Below are 22,401 nucleotides of genomic sequence, written 5' to 3'. Positions count from 1 at the left end.
ATGAGCGAACCAGCTGTCACGGAACTGCTGGGCCGCTGCGGCCTGGAAGTTCTCGACGAGCCACCGGCCGGTCCCCTGCCCGCACCCCGGCGTGCGGTGGGCATCACCATCGGCGGGACGGAACCGGCCGCGAAGGTTCCCCTGGCCGGACCGGCGCTGAGTGCGCGTGTCGACGCCGCATGGCTCCAGCTCGCCCGTGACCAGCACATCGTGGACACGGACGGCCGTTTCCTGATCACCACCACGATGGACGGGCCGTGGATACCCGTACGTCTGCAAGGTGACGTGCGGATGGCAGAGCACTTGGTGGGGCGCGGCGCGCCGTCCGGGCACGCGGAGTTCGTCACGATGGCTCGGGACGGCAGCGTCATGTGCGGTGTGACGACGGAGGAGTACGACGTGTGGCTGGTGGTGGACCGTGAGCGGATCAAGACGCCGCCTCCGCCCCCTCCGGACATCGAGAAATTCCGCGCCGCCACACGCGCGAAGCAGGAACTCGAGAAGCGGTACGCACCGGAGCGCCTTGAGCAGCCACTCGACGACGGCTGGGTTCTGCTCGCCTTCCACCGTCACACCATGAATCTCCGGCGCCTGCACGAGATCCCTGCCGAATCGAGCCGTGATCTGCCCCCCGAACTCCTCGGTGACACGCGGCCCGGAACCGACGCGCCTCCGCAGCGACTCAGTGAGAGCCAGGCTCAGGAACTAGGTCGACGGCTCGGTATTCCTGTCGACACCCGCGATTTCGGATACTTCCTCGAGTACCAGTCCGCGGAGGCCAAGAGCCGGCAGTCGCAGTCGCGTGCCATCGCTCCCGGTCTTCTCTCCTGAACATCTCTGCTGAACATCTGCGCTGGACATCTCTGCTGGACGGGGTGGGAGCGTCGCACATCCCGTCCCCGCGGTGCCATCAGTGCCGGCCGAACTGGACACCGGTCCGCTGGACGGCGTCCGGGCGTACGGCGATGCCCTCGACGGTCAGCTGCTCGCCGTAGATGTCGGTGAGCCTGAGGGGGCCGCCGCAGCCGGTGCCGTCGGGGGAGAGGAAGTAGTTGTACTCGGTACGGGTCAGCTGCCGCCAGCCGCTGCCCGTGCCGACCTCCAGCCGGGCCGGCGGATTGCGGTGGCCGATCGCCTGGATGCCGCACCAGTACCGCGTGGACCCGGTCTTGTAGCGGATCGAGATCGTGTCGGAGGTGCCGGGGCTCAGCAGGCTCCAGCTGATCCTGATCTCGCCGGCGGAGAGGGCGGCCAGCTTGGCGGGGCGGGAAGGGTTACACGGGCGGCCTGGAGGAGCTGGTGCAGGACTTCGGTATCGAGGTGCGGTAGATCGCGACGCGACGGCGACGTGGAGTCGCGACGCTCCGCGTCGGGTCAGATTTGTGGTGAACGGCCTTTGAGCCCGGTCCTCAACCGTCGAGTGGCTCATCGCTCCACCGGAACCACGCCTCGTCGCCGTCGATGTGCAAGGGGGAAGTCGGTCTCCGTCACGACGATCGTGCCGATCGAGGTGCCCCGGTGCATGACACGCCACGGGGTGTTCTGCTGCGCCATCGTGAGGGCTCGGCTCCTGTCGGTCCTGTGTCCATTGTCCTTTTGTCGTCCCCCTTGGCCGCGGCAGGGGCCTCGGGGGCTCCTTCATGAGTCGCCGCTGTCGCTGTCGTATACGGCTTCAGCGGTGGCCCTCTCGGTCCGGATCCCTTCCGACAGGATCCTGGGAGGCCCGGACCTCGGCCCATACGGTCTTGCCGGGGCCGACGGGGCGGGGTGTGACGTCCCAGGTGTGTGCGAGGGCGTCGACGAGAAGCAGGCCGCGGCCCGCCTCCTCGTCCGCGGTGGGGGTACGGGTGCGGGTGCCGGGGGCGGGGCGCTTCTCGGTACGGGTGTCGGTGACCTCCACGCGGAGCGTGCCGTCCGTCGTCTCGGTGAGCCGTAGGTGGAAGTCCCGGCCGGGGACGTGACCGTGCTGGACCGCGTTCGCGGTGAGTTCGGCGGCGATGAGGGTCACGGTCTCGTTGGCGGGTGTGGTGTACGGGTGACCCCAGTCGTTCAGGCGGTGGGAGACGAGTCTGCGGGCGAGTCGTGCGCCGCGTGGGGTTGAGGTGAACTGCATCGCGAACTCGTGTGCGGGCGCGAGGCTTTGATGAACATGCCGGTCCGGGGGAGTTGCTGACTTCATGGCGTCAACGGTCACGGACTGTGCGTAGCGTTGAACAGGCGCGACGCGAGGACGGTCGCTCGTTGTACGCGGGCGGTGGGTCGTTGTACGCGGGGTGAGCCGTGACCGGCTGCGGGTGTGGGCATCCTGCACAGGGGGCGGGTGCTCATGTGTCGTTCGCCAGGCGAGGGCAGTTCTGGGCAAGTCCTTGTTCGCTCCCCGACAAGCCAGTCTTCTCGGTGCCGCCAGGATTTGAGTGGATGCCGGTTCAAAAGGGCCGCTGATCGAGCACATGCCCGGCAGGGAGAAGCCGGAGTCGAGGCTGCCTCTTCCCGGGACAGCCCGCCATGTGATCGGCGCGCATCGACAACCACCAGCAGGTTCGGGCTCAGGGAGCAGTTCATGACCGTTCGGACGGAAACATTCGGCTTCGGTATGCCGTGGGAATCCCTCTACGGATACAGCCAGGCATTCCAGGTCGACAACACGGTGTACATCTCCGGGCAGCTGTCCCATGACGAGGACGGCAACTTCATAGGCGCCGGCGACTTCGAGCTCCAGACCAGGACGACGCTGGCCAACCTGGACCTGGTGCTGGCGCATTTCGGGGCCGAGCGAAGCCAGATCGTGGAGACAACAGTTCTGGTCAGGAACCTGCGTGAGAACTTCGACGCGGCCGCGCGCCTCCACTCCGACTATTTCGGGGAGCACCGCCCCACCAGCACCGTCATGGGCGTCTCCGATCTCGCGCTGCCGGACCAGCTGGTCGAGATAGGCGCGGTCGTGCGCCTCGACGTGGAGGCGTGACGGGCGCCTCCGTCCACTGCGGCGGCCACGCCCGCCGGAGTCACCGCGAGCCGACGCGCGGGGCGCGGACCGGTCCGCGTGCGGACGCGGCCCGGCGTCTGCCGCGTTGTCTCAGCCACGGCGCCGCCCTGCTCGGCCAGGCGCAGCAGCGCACTTCCGGCTCACCTGAAGGTGCCGGGCGCCTCCAGCGGCTTGATCCTCTGCTCGGACCACTCGGCCGCCTGCCGCCGTACTGCCTCCCGACGCCGGCGTCCCGCAGCGGTCAGTCCGCCCCCATCCGCGTATTGCGCATTTCGCACGCGCACGGGATACAGCCGGCACCCCGGATGCATCAGCCGTATCGACGAAATTCACCCTGATGAGCCGAAATCGGAAACGATCACGGACTGTGCGTAGCGTTGACCAGGCGCGACGCGGCGACGGTCACTCGTTGTACGCGGGCGGTGGGTTGTTGTACGCGGGGTGAGCCGTGACCGGGTGTGGGTGTGGGGCGTTGGGTGCGGCGCGTGGCGTGGTGGCGTGGTGGCGTGGGCGTTGGTACGTACGGGAGGGGCTGGCGTGGGCGTGGATGAGCAGCAGCAGGTGGTGGAGGGTGAGCCGGGCGAGCAGGAGGTCGGGGCGGGTGCGGGGGCGGGCATCCTGCACATGTTCGGGCGGCAATTGAAGTTGTGCCGGGATCGGGCGGAGTTGGGGAGTCGGTCCGGGTACTCCGCGTCGACCATTGCCTCGTTCGAGCAGGGGAGGCGGATTCCGCCGGGCAAGTTCATCGACCGGGCGGATGAGGTGCTGGGTGCGGGTGGGGTGTTGGTGGCAGGGAAGGAGGAGGTGGCGAGGGCTCAGTATCCGGCGTTCTTTCGGGATGCGGCCAGGTTGGAGGCCGAGGCGGATGAGCTCCATGTGTACGACGCCCAGTTGGTCAACGGCTTGTTGCAGACGGAGGAATACGCGCGAGCGGTGTTCGCCATGTGGCAGCCAGTGCTGGACGAGGCGACCATTGGGCAGCGCGTGGCTGCACGGCTGGCGCGGCAGGAGGTTTTCAACCGGCAGCCCGCGCCGCACTTCAGCTTCGTCATCGAGGAAGCTGTTCTGCTCCGGCCGCTCGGTGGGGAGACGGTCTGGCGAGGTCAGGCAGAGCACCTCAGACTGGTCGCGGAGAAGCGGAACGTGGTGATCCAGGTGATGCCGTCGTCCCGTCAGGAGCATGCCGGGTTGGCGGGCCCGTTCACCTTGATGGAGACCAAGGATGGGCGCAGGGTCGCGTACACAGAGGTACAGGGCGACAGTCGCGTTCACACAGAGCGTCGGAAGGTACGAGAGCTGGAGCGTACGTACGGGATACTCCGCGCGCAGGCCCTCACTCCGACGGATTCGCTGGCATTGATCGAGAAGATGCTGGGAGAGAGATGAGCGGGGAAAAGACCCGGCCGGACACCGACGGCCTGGCATGGTTCAAGAGCAGTTACAGCGCTGGGGACGGGGGGCAGTGCGTCGAGGTCGCTACTGGAAGTGGTGTCCTGCACGTCCGTGATTCGAAGGACGAGGCGGGTCCCATAGTGAGCCTTGCGCCGGAGGCATGGGAGGAGTTCGTCGGGTTCGCCGCTTGGCACACCGTGTAGAGCTACGGCCGATCATTTCAGTGCCCCGTGACCGCTGGCTTGGGTCACGGGGCACTGGCTGACCTACGCGGACTGCGGCGGTGACCAGCGGCCGGCCGCAATCTCGGCGTTCAGACGAGCCTGGAAGTGAGCGTGGGCTGCCCGCATTTCTGCTTCGCGGTCGGCCTTGTAGAAGGGGGGTTCGTAGCCTTCGGGGGGTGCTGCGTGTGCGTAGTCGGCCAAGTGGCTAAGGAGGGTTGAGTAGGTCTCCTTCGTCTGCCCATGGCCGTACGCGAAGGAATCGCTGGCGATGCGCCTTCCGTTTGCGTCGAAGTAGATCGCCTTTTCTCGCTCGGCCAGTACAGGGAAGCGAGCTCGGTAAATACTCACGAGTTGGTCGGCGGTAATTCCCAGCCAGACGGAGACCAGGGCGTCGATCTCCACCAAGGCGGCGCGGCGCTCATACTCCGTGCGGAGGGGGGTGTCATGCTGCCAGGTTGGGCTGAGGTGAGCGGTCAGGGGATCGAGAGCCGGCCAAGTGGGATTGGCCCAATCCTCGTAGCCGGGCCATGTGGGATGGTAAAGCTCGGACCAAAGCTCGGCGAAGTGGCTGGTAAGGCAGTTGAGTCGAAGTGTGCGGATAAGAAGGGGGTGAGCCAAAGGGTGTTCGATGGTCGGTGCAGGCATTCCCAGTACGTCTGCTGGGTGTAGATTCGCTTTTCCGGTGATGCGGAGCATGTAATCGAGCGGGAGTGCAGACCAGAAACCTGCGGTGAGCGAGGTCAGTCGATTGTCTGCCGCGGCCATGCTGTAGACGGCATCGATATGCGCAGGGCCTGGTGGGATGAGAGACACAAAGAAGCTTCGCTCGGAATTGAAAGGGATCATTTTTCGCCAGGCTAGGCGGAAATATTCCGTGTAGGGGCGTCCATCCCACATGTCTTGAGCCGCATAATAACGATCTTCGGTGCAGGCGGGCACATAGTTAGTGCGCGGAACGGCGTCAGAGGGGAGAGCGGTGAAATCGTTCGCGACCCAGTCATTGTTGCTTTTGCACGGATTTTTGGGGTACTTGGCGAGTGGGGTCGCGACGGAGAAATGTGGACCTTGGAGCACCAGGTCGGACAGTGCAGTCACGTCAGTGGTGGACCAGCGGATGTAGCCGTTCTCTTTGCCCATCTTCTCGTGGTACCCCGAGCTGATCTTCGGGTCATGGCTGCTTGCTCGCTGATCCGCTGCTGAAAGAGCTGAAATAGCTCCCTGCTCGCTTGTGGTGACGGGATAGAGAAGTGCTGTTTCGGTGTCAGGCGTGTCGCTTGTGCCGGAAAGCCGATTCCATTCAGCCAACAATTCGCTGTCCACGTGGATCAACCGGGCTCTGTGCGGGCGCAAATCCCATGATCCATCGTTCTTGATTCCTGGGATCGGGCCCGCACCTTCATGGTGGAAGGAATCCACCAATGTGCCAGGTGAGAACAGCCAGCTCATGTGTGTGAAGGAGACAGGCGCGGCCGGAGCGTAGATGTGTACGCCGAAGGTAGCGTTATCGCTGATCTCTGGAAACAGCTTCATCTTGTTCATGAAGTGCGCATGCGCTCGTAGGTGACGATAAGCGGCCTTGCGGAGTTGCCCCTCCTTGACTCCACCGAAGTGGGTGTCCGGGTGAATCAGGCCGGCCATCCCCCATCTGCCTAGATTTGCCCACGTTCTGCACATGAACGCCCGGTACAAATCTGGCTGAGTTCCCGTGAGTAGCGGGTAAGTCACCACATTGCCGAGTGTGGCGACGACGCCTGTGTTGGCGGCCAGCTCCTCCAGAAAGTACAGCAAGTTTCGTCTCGATTTCCCGAGTACCTCACTCTTCCGGAGCCGCCACTTGGCGACGCTTGGTCTGTCGGAAAGCATGAACCAGGGTTCTAGTTCGGCCAGCACTGTGTCCTCCTGCCACCGAGGCCGAACCCAAGGTGGATTCCCCACCTGCAAGTCAAACCCACCCCGCACGAAGACCTGCGCGAACTCCAACTCCCAGTGAAAAAACCCCTGCTGCCCCGCAACATCCCGCGCCAGAGCCGCCCACGGATACCGCCCCTCCAAATGATGGGCCGCATCCATGCCCATCAGATCCGGCAACGTGTCCTCATAGGTCTCCAGCTCATCCAGCCGCTCGAACTCCGAGATCAGCGAGTCCTCCGGAACCTCCCGCACACCCAGCAGCGATTCCGCGAAGTCCAGCCAGTCGTCCAGATCCGCCAGCGGAACAACGGCCCGGCGCAGCTCGCGCACCTGCTCCTTGCGGCGGCCAGTCCGACGCCGTTCGACCGACTCCCGCGTCAGGCTCATCTGCTGAGGGACGGCGGTGAACCCCGGCAATGCATCCGCCTCCCAGGCCATCAGCACACCGTCATCCGCAGCCTCGGAGTCCTCGACCTCGGGGGCGACTTCGGGAGCCCCCTCCGCCAGCTCCGCGACCGCCACCCTCCGATACACCTCATGCGTACCGTCCAGCAGCGCAGCGCTATGCACCGGCCAGAACCACAGCGCGCACCAGGCATCCATCAGCGTCTTCAGGCGCCAGTACGGGGTGTCGACGCTCTCCAGGTCCGCCAGCACCTTGTCCCGCTGGACGGCGACCTCGGGTGACCGCAACCAGCCGTCCTCCGCTTCCCACACGTCGATGCGCCGCGAGATGTCCCGTTCGGAGATTTCCAGGCGCCGGACGACCAGGCCCCACAGGTACTCGGCCCGCCGGGCAAGACCCTGCAACCGTTCCGTCTGCTTCTTCGACGGGCTCTTGGTAATCGCCTTGCGCCAGGCGCCCAGGGCCTTCGCCTCCTCCGGGGCTAGCGCTTTGGCCTCCTTCTCGGCGGCCACCGAGCCCCACTCCTTGGCCGGGAGGAGGAAGTGGTGCACCGCGCCCTCCGGCAGACCGGCCGCTCCCGGTGGAGCCTCCACCAACGACACCCGCTCCGGCATCGTCCCCAGCCAGCCGCCCTTCTTCAACTGCTCAGCCGAGTACACCTCCCGCCGGCCACCGATCAGAGAGTTGCCGCGTCTCAGGTGCAGGCCGAACCACGGGGCCTCCATGCCCGGGTGCATGGTGTTCAGCCACAGCGACACCTCCGCCAGCTCGACGGCCGTCGAGTTGAGGTCGACGCCGTAGGAGTTGTGCAGGGCGATGTACGCCTTGGCCTTCTGGAGCTCGACCGCGTACTTCTCCGTGTCGATTGCGGTCTTCAGCTCCTCCTGGCGCAGTCGCAAGTACGCCGCCGCGACCTGGTTGATGGCCTCGTTGAGGAATGCCCCGGAGCCGAGGGCCGGTTCGCAGATTCTCCAGTTGAGCAGCTCCCTGGCCTTGAGGTCCGGGCCACCTTCTTTCAGCCGGTGCTCCAACGCGAGCTGCACCGTCACCTTGGTCAGCGACTCCGGCGTGTAGTACGACGCCGAGGTCTGCCGGTCGCGCCCCGAGAGGCGGTACACGAACGACCCCGGGCGGTACCGGACCCGTACCTCCTCGCCGGTCTCCGCGTCCTTCCTCCGCACGAAGACCGAGTCCGCGTATTCGTCGGCCCGCGAGGCCGGGACCAGCCAGGAGCCGTCCTTGGGGTCACCGCCCTTGGCGACCTCGTACAGCTCCTCGCCCGCCACGAAGCCGGAGTACGACATCAGGCCCTCGTACACGGCACCGAGCTGGTTGATGCCGAGCTGGGCGTACGAGATGAAGCCGCCGCGCTCGCCCTTGCGGCCGCGGGTGAGCATCAGCAGCCGCAGGACGCGATACAGGGTGGCGTTGCGCAGGCGCGTGTCGACGTACCGGACCTCGCCGGTCTCGTCCTCGTCGGAGCTGAGGTCCTTGACGGATCCGATCAGCTCGATGGACGCCGGTTCGAACAGCTTGGAGTGCAGGGGCTCGAAACGCAGGCCGATGTCCTCCGAGGCGGGCGCGGACGCGGGCTCCGCCGAGGACGCGTCGCCATGCCCATGCGTACGCCGCGACCGGTACCCCTCCTGCACCTTCCGGAACAGCAGGTCCAGCGACTCGTACAGGTAGAAGCCCTCGCGCGCCTTCTCGCCCACCAGGTCCCGCTCAGCCACCAGCTCACCCAGCCGCCCGAGCCCGTACCCCTGGTGGTACTCCGGGTAGTCCGACGGCAGGATGCCCAGCTCGGGACGCGCCTCCGCGTACAGGAGGAACAGGATCCGGTACAGGTAGCGCAATGACTCTCTCGTCAGCTGTCTGGACAGCTCCGGGAGTTCCTTCACGTCCTCCGGGCGGACACCTGCCGCCCGCACCCGCTCCAGCACCTCGTTCGCGATCAGTTCCACCGACTCGCGCAGGCCGTCCCGTAGATCGGACGACACGCCCACCGCGTGCTTCGTCGACTTGTCGACGAGCGTGGACAGCGGAGTCTCGCCGCCCTCCTCCGGCGTACGCAACGAGTCCGCGCCGAACAGCGCCGCCAGCGTGTCCAGCTCGCCGCCGGCCTTGGCGTCGTTGCGCTCCAGAGCCGCGTCCAGGGAGGCAGCCAAATACCGACCCTCGCCCCAAGCCGCCCGGTCGGCCAGCACGATCACGCCGCCGACCAGCAGCAGTACATAGCGGGGCGCGTCCTCGCACGCGAACAGGAACGACGCCAGCTTCGAGCCCGTCGCCAGCTCCGCCGAACCCTCCAACGCCACCGGGTGCAGCAGTCGACCCGGGCCGTCCGGGTCCAGGGCCGCGTCCGGTTCCGCCGCCCAGCCGCAGTCCAGGGCCATGAAGCCCGGTTCGGCGTGGGCGACCCGGACCTCGTACGCGTGGTCGGCGCGCTGCACGGTCACGGTGCGCGGCTTGGCGTCGTAGCCGAGGGCGCGCAGCACGGACCGGTTGAGTTCCGCGGCGCGTTCGCGCCAGGCCGGGGAGCCGTACGTCGTGGCGTCGTCCGGTTCGGTCGCCGCCTCCGCGAAAGCCGCGCGGGCCCGGAAGTAGGGGCGGCGCAGTTCACGCAGGCCGACGCGCGGGGTCACCGGGAGAGCGTCCGGGTCGGTCTCCGTCTCCGCCCCGTCGGTACGGGCCGCTTCCTCGCGGTCCTTCCAGGTCGTGAGGAGGCCCGCCTTCAGGTCCTTGGGGAAGACCTCGGCCAGGTAGTGCGCGGAGAAGTAGTCGCCGCGGTTGACCAGGGAGTCGTACGTCATGGCTGGGAACCTCTGGGGATCAGGCGGCGGCGGAGTCGGTGGTGTCGGCGGCGGCGGAGTCGAGGACGGCCAGTACCCGGAGCAGGGGGCGGCCCGTGGTCAGCAGCGAGTCGGCCAGGTCGGCGAGCTGCGACTTGGTGTGGCTGCCCGCGAGCGTCGGCTGCTCCCAGTCGCCCAGGCGCTCCTTGTACTTCTGGATCGGGTCGAGCAGGGCCCGGTCCCACTCGTCGCGGTGGCGGCGCAGGAAGTCCTCGGCGGCCTCCAGGGCGGCGGGGATGCCCGCGCTCAGCGTGTCGAGGTCGTGCGCATGCAGCGGGTTGGCCATCGTCGGGCCGACGCCCGCCCCGCGCAGGACGCCCACCATGTCGTCGGTGACCTCGGCCTCAGTCCCAGCCTCGCCCTCAGCGGCAGCGCCCCGTACCGCCATCCACTTCACCACCGTCGGCCGGCCGAGCGCGTTGGAGAAGATCCCCTGTATCAGGTAGGTGGGGGCGTCCACGTCCGCCGTGATCACCGGGGCCTCCTGGCGGCCGAGGCGCACCAGCACCTTGTCCGTCAGCCACTCCACCACCGGGTGGAGGTCGGTGAGCAGGGAGATCTCCGGCCAGCTCGACGAGGACGACTCCCGGGCCCGTACCAGGGACAGGTCCGCGAGCTTGCGGTTCAGGGTGACGAGGAGACGCTCGTGGAGGCGCTGCTCGCGGCGGTAGTCCGGCGGGAGCGCCTTCATGCGGTGGACCAGGTCCGACGGCGGGCGGAAGGAGAGCAGGCCCTGCTCCGGGTCCTGGTCCAGTTCGAGCTGGCGCTGCGGGTCGGGGAAGACCTCGCGGATCGCCTCGTCGACGAACTCGCGGGTGCCGGTGAACAGGCGCGGTACGTCGGCGGCAGCCGGAGTACCGCCCTCCCCGGCGTCCTCCGGGTCGTCGCCCACCGCGCCGAAGAAGTCCGCGAGGAAGTCGCCGCCGTCGTCCTCGTCCTCGGCGGCCTGCTTGGTCGCGTCCAGGGACTCGTCGACCGTACGGCCGCGCAGCAGGTCCTGGACGAGGGACTTCTCCTCCGCGTCCGCCCGGTACAGGCCCGAGACCGCCTCCGCCGTACCGAGGCTGCGGTGGGCCTCGTCCTCGCGCTCGAGGAGTCGTTCGGCCACCGTGCGGTCGTCCTTGGCGCCGTCGACCTCGCTGGTGAGGAGCAGCGCGCGGAACTCCGGCGGGTGCGACTGGCCGTAGCGGTCGATACGGCCGTTGCGCTGCTCGATGCGGATGAGGGACCACGGCACGTCGTAGTGGATCAGCTGGTGGCACTGGCGGTGGAGGTTGACGCCCTCGGAGGCCACGTCGCCGGTGAAGAGGATGCGGACGGGGGTGTCCGCGAGGCCGAAGTCCTCGACGCACTGCATCTGCTGCTCGTCGGAGAGGCCGCCGTGCATCACGCGGGCGGCCTCGGTGAGGGCCTTGCCCTTGAAGCCGAGGGCTGCCGGAACGGTTCTGCGGAGCCACTCCAGCGTCTGTACGCGCTCGGAGAAGACGACGACCCGGGTGTCGCTCTTCGGGCCGACGCCGATCGCGCGGAGCTGCTCCACCAGGGACCGGAACTTCGCCGAGTCGGCCTCCGTCAGGCCGGCGCCGAGGTCCTTCAGGCGGTGCAGGGCGGCCAGCTCGGCGGCGGGCTCCTTGCCGTCCCCCTTCCAGACGCCGTCCTTCGTCTTGGCCGTCAGCGTCTTGATGCGGGTGTCGACGGTCGCCGTCAGCGCCACGTGCGAGGAGAGGAAGGACTTCAGCAGCGTGTACGGGAAGAGGCGGCTCTCACTCACGGACGGCCGGCCGGTGTCCTGCGGCGGCAGCCACACCTGCGCCAGTTCCTCGAAGATCCGCTCCTCCGCCGGGGTCGCCGCGCAGTACACCGACTCGCTGGGGCCGCGGTCCGCCCACTGCCCCTTCATCTGCTCGCGGACCTCGGGGCTGACCTTCGTACGGCGGATGAAGAGGTGCTCGATGTCCTTGGCCTCGTAGCGCTCCGGGTCGCGGATCGCGGCCGGGTCGAGGAGGGAGATCAGCTCGGCGAAGGAGCGGGCGTCGCCGTTGTGCGGGGTCGCCGAGGCCAGGATCAGGGCGTCGGTCTGCGGGGCGAGGAGGCGGGCGAGCTGGTTGCGGAGCGAGCCGCGGTTGATCAGGTTGTGCGACTCGTCGATGACGACCGCGTCCCAGCGGATGCGCTCCAGGTGGTGCTTGTACTGGTCGGTGTTCTTGAGCGTGTCGATGGAGACGATGACCCGCTTGAAATACGTGAAGGGGTTGCGGCCCGCGGGGATCTCACGCTGGATGCGCTCGATGCCGACCGAGTCCAGGCGGATGAGGGGGATCGCGAATCTCGTCCACAGTTCGTGCTGGAACTGCTCCAGGACGTGCTGCGGGGTGACGACGAGGATGCGCTCGCCGCGGCCCCGGCGGATCAGCTCGGCCAGGGTGAGGCCGATCTCCAGGGTCTTGCCGAGGCCGACCACGTCCGCGATGAGCAGGCGCGGGCGCAGGTTGCGGCCGGAGAGGGCGAGCTGCGCCGGGCGGTGCTGGTAGGGGAGGGAGTCGAGCAGGAAGGTTTCGGCCAGGGCCAGGCCGCGCTCGGACTGGGGCAGCGGCGTCTTGCGCAGGACCGCTTCCAGGAACAGGCGGCTGCGGCGGAAGGTGGGGGAGTCGTCCGGCGTGAGCGTGGTGCGGCGCGGGTCCATCAGCTGCACGTCGTCGAGCGCGGTGAAGAACACCGCCTCCTGGTCGCGGACGAACTCCGACACCCCGACCGCCTCGATACGGTCACCGTCGTGCGCGGTGCGCGTCACGTTCCGTACGAGCCACTCCTCGTCGCGGACCTCGATCTGCGCACCGGGCGGGTACTTGGCCGTCTCCGGAGCCTGCTGTTCCGAGGTCTCCTTCTCCGGGGCTGCCGCCGGAGCGCCGCCCTGCTGGGCGTCCCGGGCGGCGTCGGCCTGGTCGACGGTCACGTGCGCTGCCTCCTGTGCTGATGGTGCGGTGAGTGCGAAGTGGGGGTGCGAGGTGGGGGAAGGGTGCGGGCTAGAACTTGGCGTTCTGGGCGTAGACCTCGCGCAGCTGCTCGGCGACCCGCCTGGCGTGCAGCGAGGTACGCAGCTGCCCGGGGCCCGTGCGCCTGCGCCCACGGTGTGCCGTCGTCGCCGACGGGAGGGCGGGCTGCCGGTCGTAGGGATCGGAGGCGGTCCGCCGTGGCTGGGCGTCCGGTTCGGGTGCCGGGTCCGCCTCGACCGTCGTTGTGTGGCCGGCGCCGTCCTGAGGGAGCGGAGGGAGCGGGACCGTGGGCGCGGTCGAGGGCTCGGGCTGCGGCGCCGTCACGGTCGTCAGGTCCGCGAGCAGGGCGGGCCCCGGCGGTGCGGCCGGGGGCGCCGGGGCCGCCGGGGCCGGCGGAGCGGGCGGACCGGCGTAGGCGGTGTCCCGCACGGTGGTGGCCGAGGTGTGGGTGGCCGAGGTGTGAGTGGTCAGACGGCGGCGCGCCTGGGCGATCTTGAGGCCCTGGCTCTCGATCACTGCCCGGCAGGCCTGGACGACCTCGGGCAGGGCCGGCCGCTGCCGCGGATCGTAGGACAGCATCGAGCCGAGCAGCGGGACCAGCTCCTGTGGCGCCCCCGTCAGGTCCGGCTGCGTGTCCGCCGTGGTGATCAGGTGGAAGAGCGCGTGGATGTTGTCCGCCTGGAACGGGTAATGGCCGGTCGCCGCGTACAGAAGGACGGCACCGAGGGCGTACACGTCGACCGGTGCCGTGAGCGGCTTCACGCCGTTCGCCTGCTCGGGCGCCATGCAGGTGGGCGTGCCGAGCACGGTGTTCGGGGCGGTGAGCGAGGCGCTGGACTCGGTGAACACCGCGAGACCGAAGTCGATGATCTTCGGGCCGTTCGGTCCGAGCAGGATGTTGGCGGGCTTGAGGTCCCGGTGGAGCAGACCCTGCTTGTGGACCCCGGCGAGCGCCTCGGCGAGCGTGGCACCCAGGGAGGCGGTCAGTACCGTGGGCAGCGGACCGTGGCTCTGCACGTGCTTGCGGAGATCCGGTCCGTCGATGTACTCCGTGGCCAGCCAGGGCTGGTCCGCGTCCGCGTCCGCGTCGAGGAAGGCGGCGATGCGCGGGCCCCAGATCGTCTTGAGCACCTCGATCTCCTGCGCGAAGCGCAGCCGGGTCTCGGAGTCGACCACCGACGACTTGACGACCTTCACCGCCGCGGGCTCTCCGCCCGGGGACTCCCCGAGGTAGACCTGGCCCATACCGCCGTGACCGATGCGGCCGAGCAGCTCGAAACCGCCGAGCTCGGCCGGGTCTTCGGGGCTGAGCGGAGCCGCGTTCACGTGGTTGTCCCTTCGCCCTGGTCAGCCGGTGTATGCCGGTGTATGTCAGCAGCCGTAACGGTAGTCCAAAGGAGTGACACACGGCACTGATGTGCTCAGTGGGACCGTCGGCCTCCGTGTGAAGCCCTTCCCGAGTCCTGTGACCGGGAACACAGCAGTCGGTCCCAGGTGTCACATGGCTGACACACTCACGTTCGCTTTTCGGTCAGTGTCCGATTTATCGTGGATCACGCATCCCCGCAGCCCGGCCGACGTCGCCCGAGAGCTACCCCGCCCTCGACAAGTCGACAGGAGCCCTGTGTCCCGACCTGCCCGACCGGCCCGCCCGGCCCGATCCGGTGTCCGCGCGATGATCGCCGCCCTTCCTTCCTGGCTCACGCACGCCCTGCACACCCCCCGCGGCCCGATCCCCTGGAACGCGGTGGTGCGCGCGGCCCTGACCGCAGGCCCGCTGCTGCTCGTGGCCCTCCTCCTCGACCAGGTGTCCCTGGGGGCCTTCGCCGCGATCGGGGCCATGCTGGCCGGGCTCAGTGACCGGCCGGGGAGCCGGCGGTCGGCGGTCAAGCGGATCGGGGTGCCCGTGCTCGTCGGGGCGGCGGGCGTCCTCGTGGGCACGTACGCGGGGGAGTACAGCGGGGCCGGGCCCGTCGCGCTCACCGTGCTGCTCACCCTGGTCGGGCTGCTCGTCGGGTGCGTCAGTGCCGCCGGGCCCGTGGCCTCCGCGTCCGGGACTCAGGCGCTCGTCGCCCTCGCCCTCGGGGCCGGGATGACGGCGACCGACCCGGGGTGGGCGCGGGCGCTGGCGTTCGCCTTCGGCGGCGGGTGGCTGCTGCTGCTGGCTCTGGTGCAGCCCGCACCCGGGGCCGTGGCCGTCGCCGGGACCCTCCGGTCCGCGCTGCGGGCCGAGTACCACCGCTTCGACGGGGAGCGGGCCGCCGTCGCCGCCGTGTACGACGCGATCGCCGCGCTGCTCGACGCCACCGGCACGCCGGGGGCCGTCGCCCGGCGCGCCGCGCTGACCGCCGCCCTCGACCAGGCGCAGGACGCGCTCGCCGGGCCCCGGCTGCGGCGGTACGTCCGGTCCAAGGCCGAGCGGCGGCTGCACGCCCAGTACGCCGCCGCGCTCCCGCTCGCCGAGGCGGCGACCGCGCTCTTCTGGGCCGGGGACCCCGTGCCGGGACGGGCCGCGGAGGGTCCCCGGCGCCTCGCCGCCGCCGTACGGGGCGGCGCTCACACGGGCCCCCTGCCCGCACCGTCCCGCCACGCGCCCGGACTGCGGGCCCTGGACGACGCCCTGCTGCGCGCCGCCGAGGTGTTCGACCGGCCGGAGGACAGCCGTCACCCCGGGCTGCACCGGCGGTACCGGAGCGCCAAGGGCTTCGTGCGCGCCGCCCTCGGTCCCGGCGGGCGGGAGTACGGGGTGCGGGTCGCCGTGTCGTACGGGGTGAGCGCGGCGGTGGCGCAGGCGCTGCACCACGAGTACTGGTACTGGATGCCCGTCACGGCCGTCTTCCTGGTCAAGCCCGACCTCGGGCCGCTGGTCTCCCGGGTGCTGAGCCGGGCCGCGGGCACCGTGCTGGGCGCGCTCGTCTTCGCCGGGTTCGCCGCGCTGCTGCCGCGGCCGGCGGGACTGGTCGCGCTCGTCGCGCTCAGCGGTGCGCTGATCCCCGTCGCGCTGCGGCACTTCGCCGCCATGACCGCCGTCGCCACCGTGATCGTGCTCGCCCTGGTGGAGCTCGGCGGAGCCCCGCAGGCCACCTGGACCCGTATCGGCGAGACGCTGCTGGCCTGCGCGATCGTGCTGCTCGTCGGCCATCTGCCGGTGCCCGGACAGCGCGCCGGAGGCGTGCGGGCCCGGCTGGAGCGGGCGACGGAAGCGGCCCACGCCTACCTCCGCCACGTCCTCGGCGCGCCGGACGACCGCGCGCGGCGGTGGACGCTGCGCCGCGAGGCCTACCGCACACTCGCCGAGGCCCGCGCGGCGATCGACCTCGCCGCCGCCGAGCTGCCGGCCCTGGCCCGGCAGGCGGAGGGCGCCGCCGACGTCGCCGCGACGCTCGAACGCCTCGTCGACACCACCACCGCGTGCGCCGTCCACCTCGACGACGAAGGGCGCCTCGTCCCGGCGTACACCCGACGGATCGACTCCCTGCTGGACGAGCTCGCGGAGCGGCGCCGGCGGATCGGCCTGGACGGCGGGCCGGACGGGGCGGAGGGCTCCGTGGGCCTGCGCCCGGCCGTGTGAGCGGGCCGGGCGGGGAAGCCCGTGGTGAGAGGCGTGGCGGAGAAGTCCGTTCCCGGTTCACCTTCGCGGGGACGCCGCCCCGCCGTACCGTGACCGCATGACGCCCCCTGCGACGACGCGGCAGCCGCAGCAGCAGACGCGGTCTCCCGCCGATCTCGTCATCACCGGATGCACCGCCCTCGTGCACGACGAGGAGGAACGGATCCGGTTCGTCGAGGACGCCGCCGTCGTCGTACGGGGCGGGGTCATCGACTTCGTCGGCCCGGCCACGGACGTGCGCGTCCGGGGCCTGCCCGCCGCCGAGCGCATCGACGCGCGCGGGCAGGTCGCCGTGCCCGGCCTGATCAACTGCCACTCGCACGCGGCGATGGCGGCCCTGCGCGGCGTGGCCGAGGACCTGCCGGCCGAGGAGTGGTTCAACGACGTCGTCTGGCCGATCGAGTCCAACCTCACGCCGAGGGACGTGGAGCTGGGTACCCGGCTCGCCTGCGCCGAAATGATCCGCGGCGGGGTGACGTGCTTCGCCGATCACTACTTCGAGATGGACAGGGTCGCGGCCGTCGCCGACGAGAGCGGGCTCCGCGCCCACCTGGGGGAGGCGTTCTTCTCCTCGCAGGGGCCGGAGGGGCGGGAGAGGTCGCTGGAGTTCGCGCTGCGGCACCGGGGCGCGGCCGGCGGGCGCATCACCACCGCTCTCGCACCGCACGCTCCGTACACCGTCGACGACGCCGACCTCGCCGCCACCGCCGCTCTCGCGCGCGAGCACGGGCTGCCCGTCCACCTCCACGTCGCCGAGAGCCGCGCCCAGACCGACAACAGCCTCGCCCGGCACGGCGTCACCCCCGTCGAGGTGCTGGAGCGCACCGGGCTCCTCGACGTCCCGGCGGGGGTCCTGATCGCGCACGGCACCGGCATCGTCGAGCGCGACCTGCCCGTGCTGGAGCGCGCCCGGGGACCCGTCGGCGTCGCGACCGCGCCCCGTACGTACCTTAAGTTCGGCTGGACCACCACGCCCGTACGGGCGCTGCGCGGCATCGGTGTCCCCGTCGGGCTGGCCACGGACGGGGCCGCCTCGAACAACTGTCTCGACCTGTGGCAGGCGATGGCCCTCACCGCGCTGGTGCAGAAGGCGGCCGAGGGCGATCCGCGCTGGCTGACCTCCCGGCAGGCGCTGCACCACGCCACGCTGCAGAGCGCCCGGGCCGTCGGGCTGGGGGACCGCATCGGCAGCCTCGCCCCCGGCAGACGCGCCGACATCGTCCTCGTGGACCTCACCGGACCGCACACCCAGCCCGTGCACGACCTCGCCGCCACCCTCGTGCACAGCGTCCGCGCGGCTGACGTCCGGACGACGGTCGTCGACGGCCGGGTCCTCATGCGCGACCGTGAGCTGCTGACCGTCGACGTCGCGGAGACCGTGCGGGAACTGGGCGAACGACTGCCCGCACTGGTCGACCGCAGCCACGGAGAGCGGATCCAGGAGTACGACAGGCCACCCGGGTGAGCGGTGGCGCGGCGCCCCGCCGCCCGGCGCCGAAAAAAGTACGCGCCCACCGATGAGTTCCGTTCCTCCACCCGGTCCACCCCGAAGAAGACCGTGTTCCAGGAGGACCGATGACACTTCCGCGGATCGTCCCGCGCGACGAGTGGCGTGCCGCGCGCGAGGAACTGCTCGCGAAGGAGAAGGCCGCCACACGCGCGCGGGACGCGCTGAACGCCGAGCGGCGGCGACTGCCGATGGTCGAGATCGGCAAGGAGTACGTCTTCGAGGGCGGCGACGGCAAGGCGACCCTGCTCGACCTCTTCCGGGGGAGGTACCAGCTCGTCGTGTACCACTTCATGTTCGCGCCCGAGTGGGAGGCGGGCTGCCGCAGCTGCTCGGCGTTCCTCGACCAGATCGGCCACCTCGCCCACCTCCGCGCGCGGGGCACCGAGTTCGCGGCCGTCTCCCGGGCGCCGTACACCCGGCTCCTGCCGTTCAAGGCCCGTATGGGCTGGACGGTGCCCTGGTACTCGTCGTACGCCACCGACTTCAACCAGGACTTCCGGGTGTCGTTCGAGGGCGCCGGGGGCGAGACCGTCGAGCGGCCCGGGCTGAGCTGCTTCCTGCGGGACCGCGACCGCGTCTTCCACACGTACTCGACGTACGAGCGCGGCCTGGACGGGCTCGGCTCCACGACCAGCCTGCTCGACCTCACCGCCCTGGGGCGGCAGGAGGAGTGGGAGGAGCCCAGGGGGCGCGCGTCGGAGCTCGGCGCGGCGGCGGGGAGCGCCCGGATCCGGTACCACGACGAGTACGAGGACTGACGCTGTGTGCTCGCTGCCGTGGCGCATGATGTTGACCATGTGTCAGCTAGGTCTCAGTCCCGTCACTCCGCGAGCCGATCACCCTGTCGTAGGCGTTTAACTCTATGAACGCACCACGACAGGGAGGTGGAAGGTGAACGGCAGAACAGTGCTGGAGCGCTTTCCCGCGGGCGGGCCGCGCGGATCCTGGCCGGCGGAGGAGTTCGCGCAGGCGCGCCGCCTGGAGGGCCAGGCCGCGGAGGTCGTCATGGACCTCGCCACGGACACCTTCCTGGTGATCGTCCGCGGCGGGGACGCCGCGGAGTGACGCCGCGGGCGCCCTGGGGTGTCAGCCCGCCTCCCTGGCCGGCACCTTCGCCGTGAACTGATCCGCCTGCAACGCGTACAGCTCCGCGTAGACGCCGCCCTTCGCGAGGAGCTCGTCGGGGCTCCCCGACTCCACCAGACGGCCCTGGTCCAGTACGTGCACCAGGTCGGCGTGGCGCACGGACGCCAGCCGGTGCGTGATGAGGACGACCGTCTGACCGGTGCCCGCCAGCGCGCGGATCCGCTCGAAGACCTCCAGCTCCGCCCGGGCGTCCAGCGCGGCCGTCGGCTCGTCCACGATCAGGACCTGCCCGCGCCGGTACGCGGCCCGCGCGATGCCCAGCCGCTGCCACTGGCCACCCGACAGTTCGTGCCCGCCGCTGAAATGGCGGGCCAGCAGCGTGTCCAGGCCGCGCGGCAGATCGGCCACCACGTCCTGGGCGCCCGCCTCGGCGACCGCGGAGGCGAGCCGCTCGTCGGTCAGCGGCGCCGAGGGACGGCCGACCGCCACGTTCACCCGCGCCGTGAACGGCCACCGCTTGAAGTCCTGGGCGACCATCGCGATCCGCCCGGCGAGCTGCTGCCGGTCCACGGTCGCCGCGTCCACGTCGTCCCACAGGATCCGGCCGCTGTCCGGCGCGTACAGCCCGGCGAGCAGCTTGACCAGCGTCGTCTTGCCCGAGCCGTTCTCCCCGACCAGCGCGACGATCTTGCCCAGGGGAACGGTGAGGGTGACGTCGGCGAGGGCGGGCCGGCCCTCCTTGCCCGGGTAGGAGAACGAGACGTTCTCCAGCCTGATCTCGCGCGGCTCCTCGGGCAGCGGGTCCCCGCCCGCCGGGATCGCCCGCTCGGCCGCCTCCGCGTACAGGCGCTGCATGTCCCCCACGAAGAGGGCCTCCTCGTGCAGGGAGTTGACCTCCAGGACGAGGGTGTTGAGGCTCGCCGACCCCGTCCTGATCGCGATCACCGCCGTGGCCGCCACGGACAGCGCCATGGCACCCGCGAGCAGCAGCAGGCCCAGGGTCGCGTACGTCGCCACCGTGGCCAGCCCCGTCCAGACGGCCGCGATCAGCCCGGTACGCGCCGCGAGGCGGGCCAGCCGTGCCTGCTCGGCCTCGGCCGTCTCGGACATCGAGCGGTAGTGGCGCAGCAGGAACGGGCCGACGCCGTGCACCCGGATCTCCGGCGCGGACTCCGGCTCGGTGAGCAGCCTGGCGAGCAGCTGTCCCGCGCGCGAGTGCTGCACCCAGACGTGGAAGGACTCGTACCGGCGCCGGGCGATCGTCAGCGCGCTCCAGGCACTGGGCAGGGTCATGGTCACCAGCAGCGGGAGCAGGGCCGGGTGCAGCACCGTCAGCACACCGGCCGCCGCTACGAGCGAAATCGCCGCGTTCACCACGCGCGCGGAGTACATGATCATGCGGCGGGCGGACTGGGCGCCCCACTTCGCGGTGTCCAGCAGCTTGTGGAAGGTGTGGTCCTCGATCGCGGACAGCTCCACGGCCGTGGCGCACTCCAGGTACTGCTCGGTCGCCACCCGCTCCACGCGCGGTTCCAGCCGTCCGGTGGCGTACGTGGAGGCGGCCCGCAGCAGCGCGGCGAGCGACATGACGACGGCGACCGCGACGAGCGCGGGCACCGCGTCCCGCAGCCGGTCCTCGACCGGCCCGTCGGCGATCAGCCGGGCCAGCACGGCGTTGACCGCCAGCAGGCTCACCGCCTGGGCCAGGCCCCGGCCGATCTCGGCGGCCAGCACGGTACGGGCGGCCCGCCGGTCGGCCTGCCAGGCGAGCCGGAAGCCGACCGCCAGCAGGGACGGCAACCGTCGCATCATCGCGCGGAAGTTCAGTTCCAGGAACGCGCCCTGGTGCTGGGACCAGCCCATGTCGTAGCGCAACGGCCCGCCGAAGAGCAGCACCTCCGACTCGGAGACCCCTGACTCGGGGGTCCGGGAGTCGGAGGGGTTCGACTCGGGGACTCCCGTCTCGGAGACCCCCGATGCGGAGACCTTCGGTGCGCGGTTCCGGTGCGCGCTCCTTCGGCGCGGCCTGCCCGTGTGGTTCCTGCCGTCCGGATCGTGTGGTTCAGCCATCCTCGTCCTCCCCCTGGTCGTGGAAGGAGGCCACTATCGCGGGGCGGACGCCGGGGAGCCAGGGCGCACGGCCGTCTCGCGGCGGTTCACCCGGGGTGCGCCGGGCGCGGGCCACCGGTCACACGGGGAGCGGCTCGGTCCAGGCGGGTGTCGTCCCCGTCGCCCGGCACAGTGCCAGGTAGAGCGGGATCGGCGGGGTGTACGGGATCGTCCCGGCCGGCCGGTGGACGAGGCCGGGCACCGTCGGCATGCCGGACAGGAGCGCGCCGGTGGTGTACTGGGCGGGCGCGGGCCAGCGCAGGGCGTAGTCGGAGTCGGCGGGCACCAGCCACCACCAGCGCCTGTCGTCGGCGTACACGCACCCCACGCGGGGCAGCCGCGGCATGATCTCCGGGCCGAGGTCGGCGGGCACCGCGACGGCATCGCACCCCATGGGGGCGGTCATGCCCTCGGGCAGCGTCAGGTGCCGCGTCGCCCTGGGATTCCGTTGCCCGCGGCGCAGGCGGATCAAGGTGTCCAGGCACACCACCGGGGCCGTACGACCCGCCGGACGCACCGGAGTCGACATAGCCGCCGCCCTCACTTCCACTCCGCCCCCGTTCCGCGGGGGGTGCGTGTCCCGTTGCCGCCCCGGTCCTCCGTCGGCGGTTTCTTCGCGCTCCACCCCAGGTCGGAGCGGGGTTCAGGAGCCGGCGCCGCGGCGGCCTCCGCGGGGCCGGGCGTGCGTGGCCCCCGGGGCAGGTCCGCCCAGACCAGCAGCCCCGGACCCGCCTCATGGGCGCCCCAGGCCCGGCACACGGCCTCCACGAGGAGCAGCCCCCTCCCGTGCTCCTCCTCGGGCTGACGCGGCGAGGGGTGCGGAACATCCGGGGCGCATCCCTCGTCCCGTACGGCTATCCGTACGCGGTCGTCGCCGTCCTGCAACTCGCACACGACCCGCTCGCCGGCGGCGTGCACGATCGCGTTGGTGACCAGCTCCGAGACGACCAGCGCGGCCGCGTCGCAGGTGTCCTCGCACAGAGCCCAGCCGGACAGCCGGGCGCGTGTCATCCGCCGGGCCTGGGCCACGGAACCCGGATGCGCGGCCAGCTCGAAGCGGAACCGGCGCTCGGCGGCCGCTTCGGGACGTAGGCCGGCCCCTGCGCCGGAACCTGATCCCGTGGTGGGTGCGGTTCCCGCGCTGGGTCTGGTTCCCGCGATGCCGGAGGCGGTCGCGGTCATGGTGCCGGGGCCGGTCCCCGCGCCGGGCTCGTGGCGCACGACGCCGCTTCTTCCCCCGGGTTCATGGCGCACGGCGCCGGTTCTTCTCGCGGGGTCGGGGCACACTGCGGCTGCTCCCGGACCGGGCGCGAACCGGTCCC

At 70.5% G+C, this 22,401-nt stretch carries 15 protein-coding genes and 2 pseudogenes; 8 read left to right on the top strand and 9 right to left on the bottom strand.

Annotated features, from left to right (window positions below; genetic code table 11):
* A complete protein-coding gene (locus tag IE242_RS28835; RefSeq protein ID WP_189864377.1) occupies positions 1-831 on the top strand; it encodes a hypothetical protein in 831 nt (276 codons plus the stop codon).
* A 79-nt stretch (positions 832-910) separates the two neighbouring features.
* Here IE242_RS28835 and IE242_RS28830 read toward each other — a convergent pair.
* Both IE242_RS28830 and IE242_RS28825 read right to left on the bottom strand, forming a co-directional pair.
* Positions 911-1,306, bottom strand: a pseudogene (locus IE242_RS28830) (expansin EXLX1 family cellulose-binding protein); the annotation flags it as partial.
* A 366-nt stretch (positions 1,307-1,672) separates the two neighbouring features.
* Positions 1,673-2,179: an ATP-binding protein gene (locus IE242_RS28825; protein ID WP_229859596.1), complete on the bottom strand. Its 507-nt coding sequence runs from the start codon at positions 2,177-2,179 to the stop codon at positions 1,673-1,675.
* Positions 2,180-2,560: 381 nt separating this feature from the next.
* Here IE242_RS28825 and IE242_RS28820 point away from each other — a divergent pair, with 381 nt between their 5' ends.
* On the top strand, positions 2,561-2,965 hold the full coding sequence (locus IE242_RS28820) for a RidA family protein (RefSeq protein ID WP_189864376.1): 405 nt from the start codon (positions 2,561-2,563) through the stop codon (positions 2,963-2,965).
* 147 nt (positions 2,966-3,112) lie between these two features.
* On the opposite strand, the pseudogene IE242_RS39495 reads toward IE242_RS28820, so the two are convergent.
* A pseudogene (locus IE242_RS39495) lies at positions 3,113-3,297 on the bottom strand (hypothetical protein); the annotation flags it as partial.
* 232 nt (positions 3,298-3,529) lie between these two features.
* On the opposite strand from IE242_RS39495, the gene IE242_RS28815 reads away from it, so the two are divergent.
* Positions 3,530-4,372 (top strand): helix-turn-helix domain-containing protein, encoded by an 843-nt coding sequence (locus IE242_RS28815; RefSeq protein WP_373299606.1) that lies wholly within the window; start codon positions 3,530-3,532, stop codon positions 4,370-4,372.
* Positions 4,369-4,581 carry a DUF397 domain-containing protein gene (locus IE242_RS28810; RefSeq protein ID WP_189864374.1) on the top strand — a complete coding sequence of 71 codons (213 nt, stop codon included), beginning with the start codon at positions 4,369-4,371 and terminating at the stop codon, positions 4,579-4,581. Before IE242_RS28815 ends, IE242_RS28810 begins: the two co-directional genes overlap by 4 nt.
* Positions 4,582-4,644: 63 nt before the next feature.
* On the opposite strand, the gene IE242_RS28805 is transcribed toward IE242_RS28810, so the two are convergent.
* The 3 genes from IE242_RS28805 to IE242_RS38695 all read right to left on the bottom strand — a co-directional run bounded on the left by IE242_RS28805 (position 4,645) and on the right by IE242_RS38695 (position 14,090).
* Positions 4,645-9,732 carry a DNA methyltransferase gene (locus tag IE242_RS28805; protein ID WP_189864372.1) on the bottom strand — a complete coding sequence of 1,696 codons (5,088 nt, stop codon included), beginning with the start codon at positions 9,730-9,732 and terminating at the stop codon, positions 4,645-4,647.
* Between the two features lie 19 nt (positions 9,733-9,751).
* Positions 9,752-12,724, bottom strand: a complete 2,973-nt coding sequence (locus IE242_RS28800) for a DEAD/DEAH box helicase (protein ID WP_189864370.1) — start codon at positions 12,722-12,724, stop codon at positions 9,752-9,754.
* 70 nt (positions 12,725-12,794) lie between these two features.
* Positions 12,795-14,090 (bottom strand): serine/threonine-protein kinase, encoded by a 1,296-nt coding sequence (locus IE242_RS38695; RefSeq protein ID WP_189864368.1) that lies wholly within the window; start codon positions 14,088-14,090, stop codon positions 12,795-12,797.
* A gap of 349 nt (positions 14,091-14,439) precedes the next feature.
* Here IE242_RS38695 and IE242_RS28790 point away from each other — a divergent pair, with 349 nt between their 5' ends.
* The 4 genes from IE242_RS28790 to IE242_RS28775 all read left to right on the top strand — a co-directional run bounded on the left by IE242_RS28790 (position 14,440) and on the right by IE242_RS28775 (position 18,949).
* Positions 14,440-16,335 carry an FUSC family protein gene (locus IE242_RS28790; protein WP_189864652.1) on the top strand — a complete coding sequence of 632 codons (1,896 nt, stop codon included), beginning with the start codon at positions 14,440-14,442 and terminating at the stop codon, positions 16,333-16,335.
* A 97-nt stretch (positions 16,336-16,432) separates the two neighbouring features.
* Positions 16,433-17,839 carry an amidohydrolase gene (locus tag IE242_RS28785; protein ID WP_189864366.1) on the top strand — a complete coding sequence of 469 codons (1,407 nt, stop codon included), beginning with the start codon at positions 16,433-16,435 and terminating at the stop codon, positions 17,837-17,839.
* A 110-nt stretch (positions 17,840-17,949) separates the two neighbouring features.
* The gene (locus IE242_RS28780; protein WP_189864363.1) at positions 17,950-18,642 is read left to right on the top strand and encodes a DUF899 domain-containing protein; all 693 of its coding nucleotides are present in this window, start codon (positions 17,950-17,952) and stop codon (positions 18,640-18,642) included.
* Between the two features lie 133 nt (positions 18,643-18,775).
* Positions 18,776-18,949: a DUF8839 family protein gene (locus IE242_RS28775; protein ID WP_189864361.1), complete on the top strand. Its 174-nt coding sequence runs from the start codon at positions 18,776-18,778 to the stop codon at positions 18,947-18,949.
* Positions 18,950-18,970: 21 nt separating this feature from the next.
* Here the strand turns inward: IE242_RS28775 and IE242_RS28770 are convergent, their stop codons facing one another.
* The 3 genes from IE242_RS28770 to IE242_RS28760 form a co-directional block, all read right to left on the bottom strand.
* The gene (locus IE242_RS28770) at positions 18,971-20,833 is read right to left on the bottom strand and encodes an ABC transporter ATP-binding protein (RefSeq protein ID WP_229859607.1); all 1,863 of its coding nucleotides are present in this window, start codon (positions 20,831-20,833) and stop codon (positions 18,971-18,973) included.
* A gap of 325 nt (positions 20,834-21,158) precedes the next feature.
* Positions 21,159-21,608 carry a hypothetical protein gene (locus IE242_RS28765; RefSeq protein WP_189864358.1) on the bottom strand — a complete coding sequence of 150 codons (450 nt, stop codon included), beginning with the start codon at positions 21,606-21,608 and terminating at the stop codon, positions 21,159-21,161.
* An 11-nt stretch (positions 21,609-21,619) separates the two neighbouring features.
* Positions 21,620-22,240: an ATP-binding protein gene (locus IE242_RS28760; protein ID WP_373299615.1), complete on the bottom strand. Its 621-nt coding sequence runs from the start codon at positions 22,238-22,240 to the stop codon at positions 21,620-21,622.
* Between the last annotated feature and the right edge of the window lie 161 nt (positions 22,241-22,401).

This window comes from Streptomyces poonensis (assembly GCF_014650915.1).
Taxonomy (GTDB): domain Bacteria; phylum Actinomycetota; class Actinomycetes; order Streptomycetales; family Streptomycetaceae; genus Streptomyces; species Streptomyces poonensis.
This window is presented reverse-complemented; position numbering and strand designations above follow the sequence as displayed.

Bases quoted from the DNA above. Each gene is read 5' to 3' on its own strand.
- IE242_RS28835 (WP_189864377.1), top strand. From the start codon at position 1: ATGAGCGAACCAGCTGTCACGGAACTGCTGGGCCGCTGCGGCCTGGAA.
- IE242_RS28825 (WP_229859596.1), bottom strand. From the start codon at position 2,179: ATGAAGTCAGCAACTCCCCCGGACCGGCATGTTCATCAAAGCCTCGCG.
- IE242_RS28820 (WP_189864376.1), top strand. From the start codon at position 2,561: ATGACCGTTCGGACGGAAACATTCGGCTTCGGTATGCCGTGGGAATCC.
- IE242_RS28810 (WP_189864374.1), top strand. From the start codon at position 4,369: ATGAGCGGGGAAAAGACCCGGCCGGACACCGACGGCCTGGCATGGTTC.
- IE242_RS28805 (WP_189864372.1), bottom strand. From the start codon at position 9,732: ATGACGTACGACTCCCTGGTCAACCGCGGCGACTACTTCTCCGCGCAC.
- IE242_RS28790 (WP_189864652.1), top strand. From the start codon at position 14,440: ATGATCGCCGCCCTTCCTTCCTGGCTCACGCACGCCCTGCACACCCCC.
- IE242_RS28785 (WP_189864366.1), top strand. From the start codon at position 16,433: ATGACGCCCCCTGCGACGACGCGGCAGCCGCAGCAGCAGACGCGGTCT.
- IE242_RS28780 (WP_189864363.1), top strand. From the start codon at position 17,950: ATGACACTTCCGCGGATCGTCCCGCGCGACGAGTGGCGTGCCGCGCGC.
- IE242_RS28770 (WP_229859607.1), bottom strand. From the start codon at position 20,833: ATGGGCTGGTCCCAGCACCAGGGCGCGTTCCTGGAACTGAACTTCCGC.
- IE242_RS28765 (WP_189864358.1), bottom strand. From the start codon at position 21,608: ATGTCGACTCCGGTGCGTCCGGCGGGTCGTACGGCCCCGGTGGTGTGC.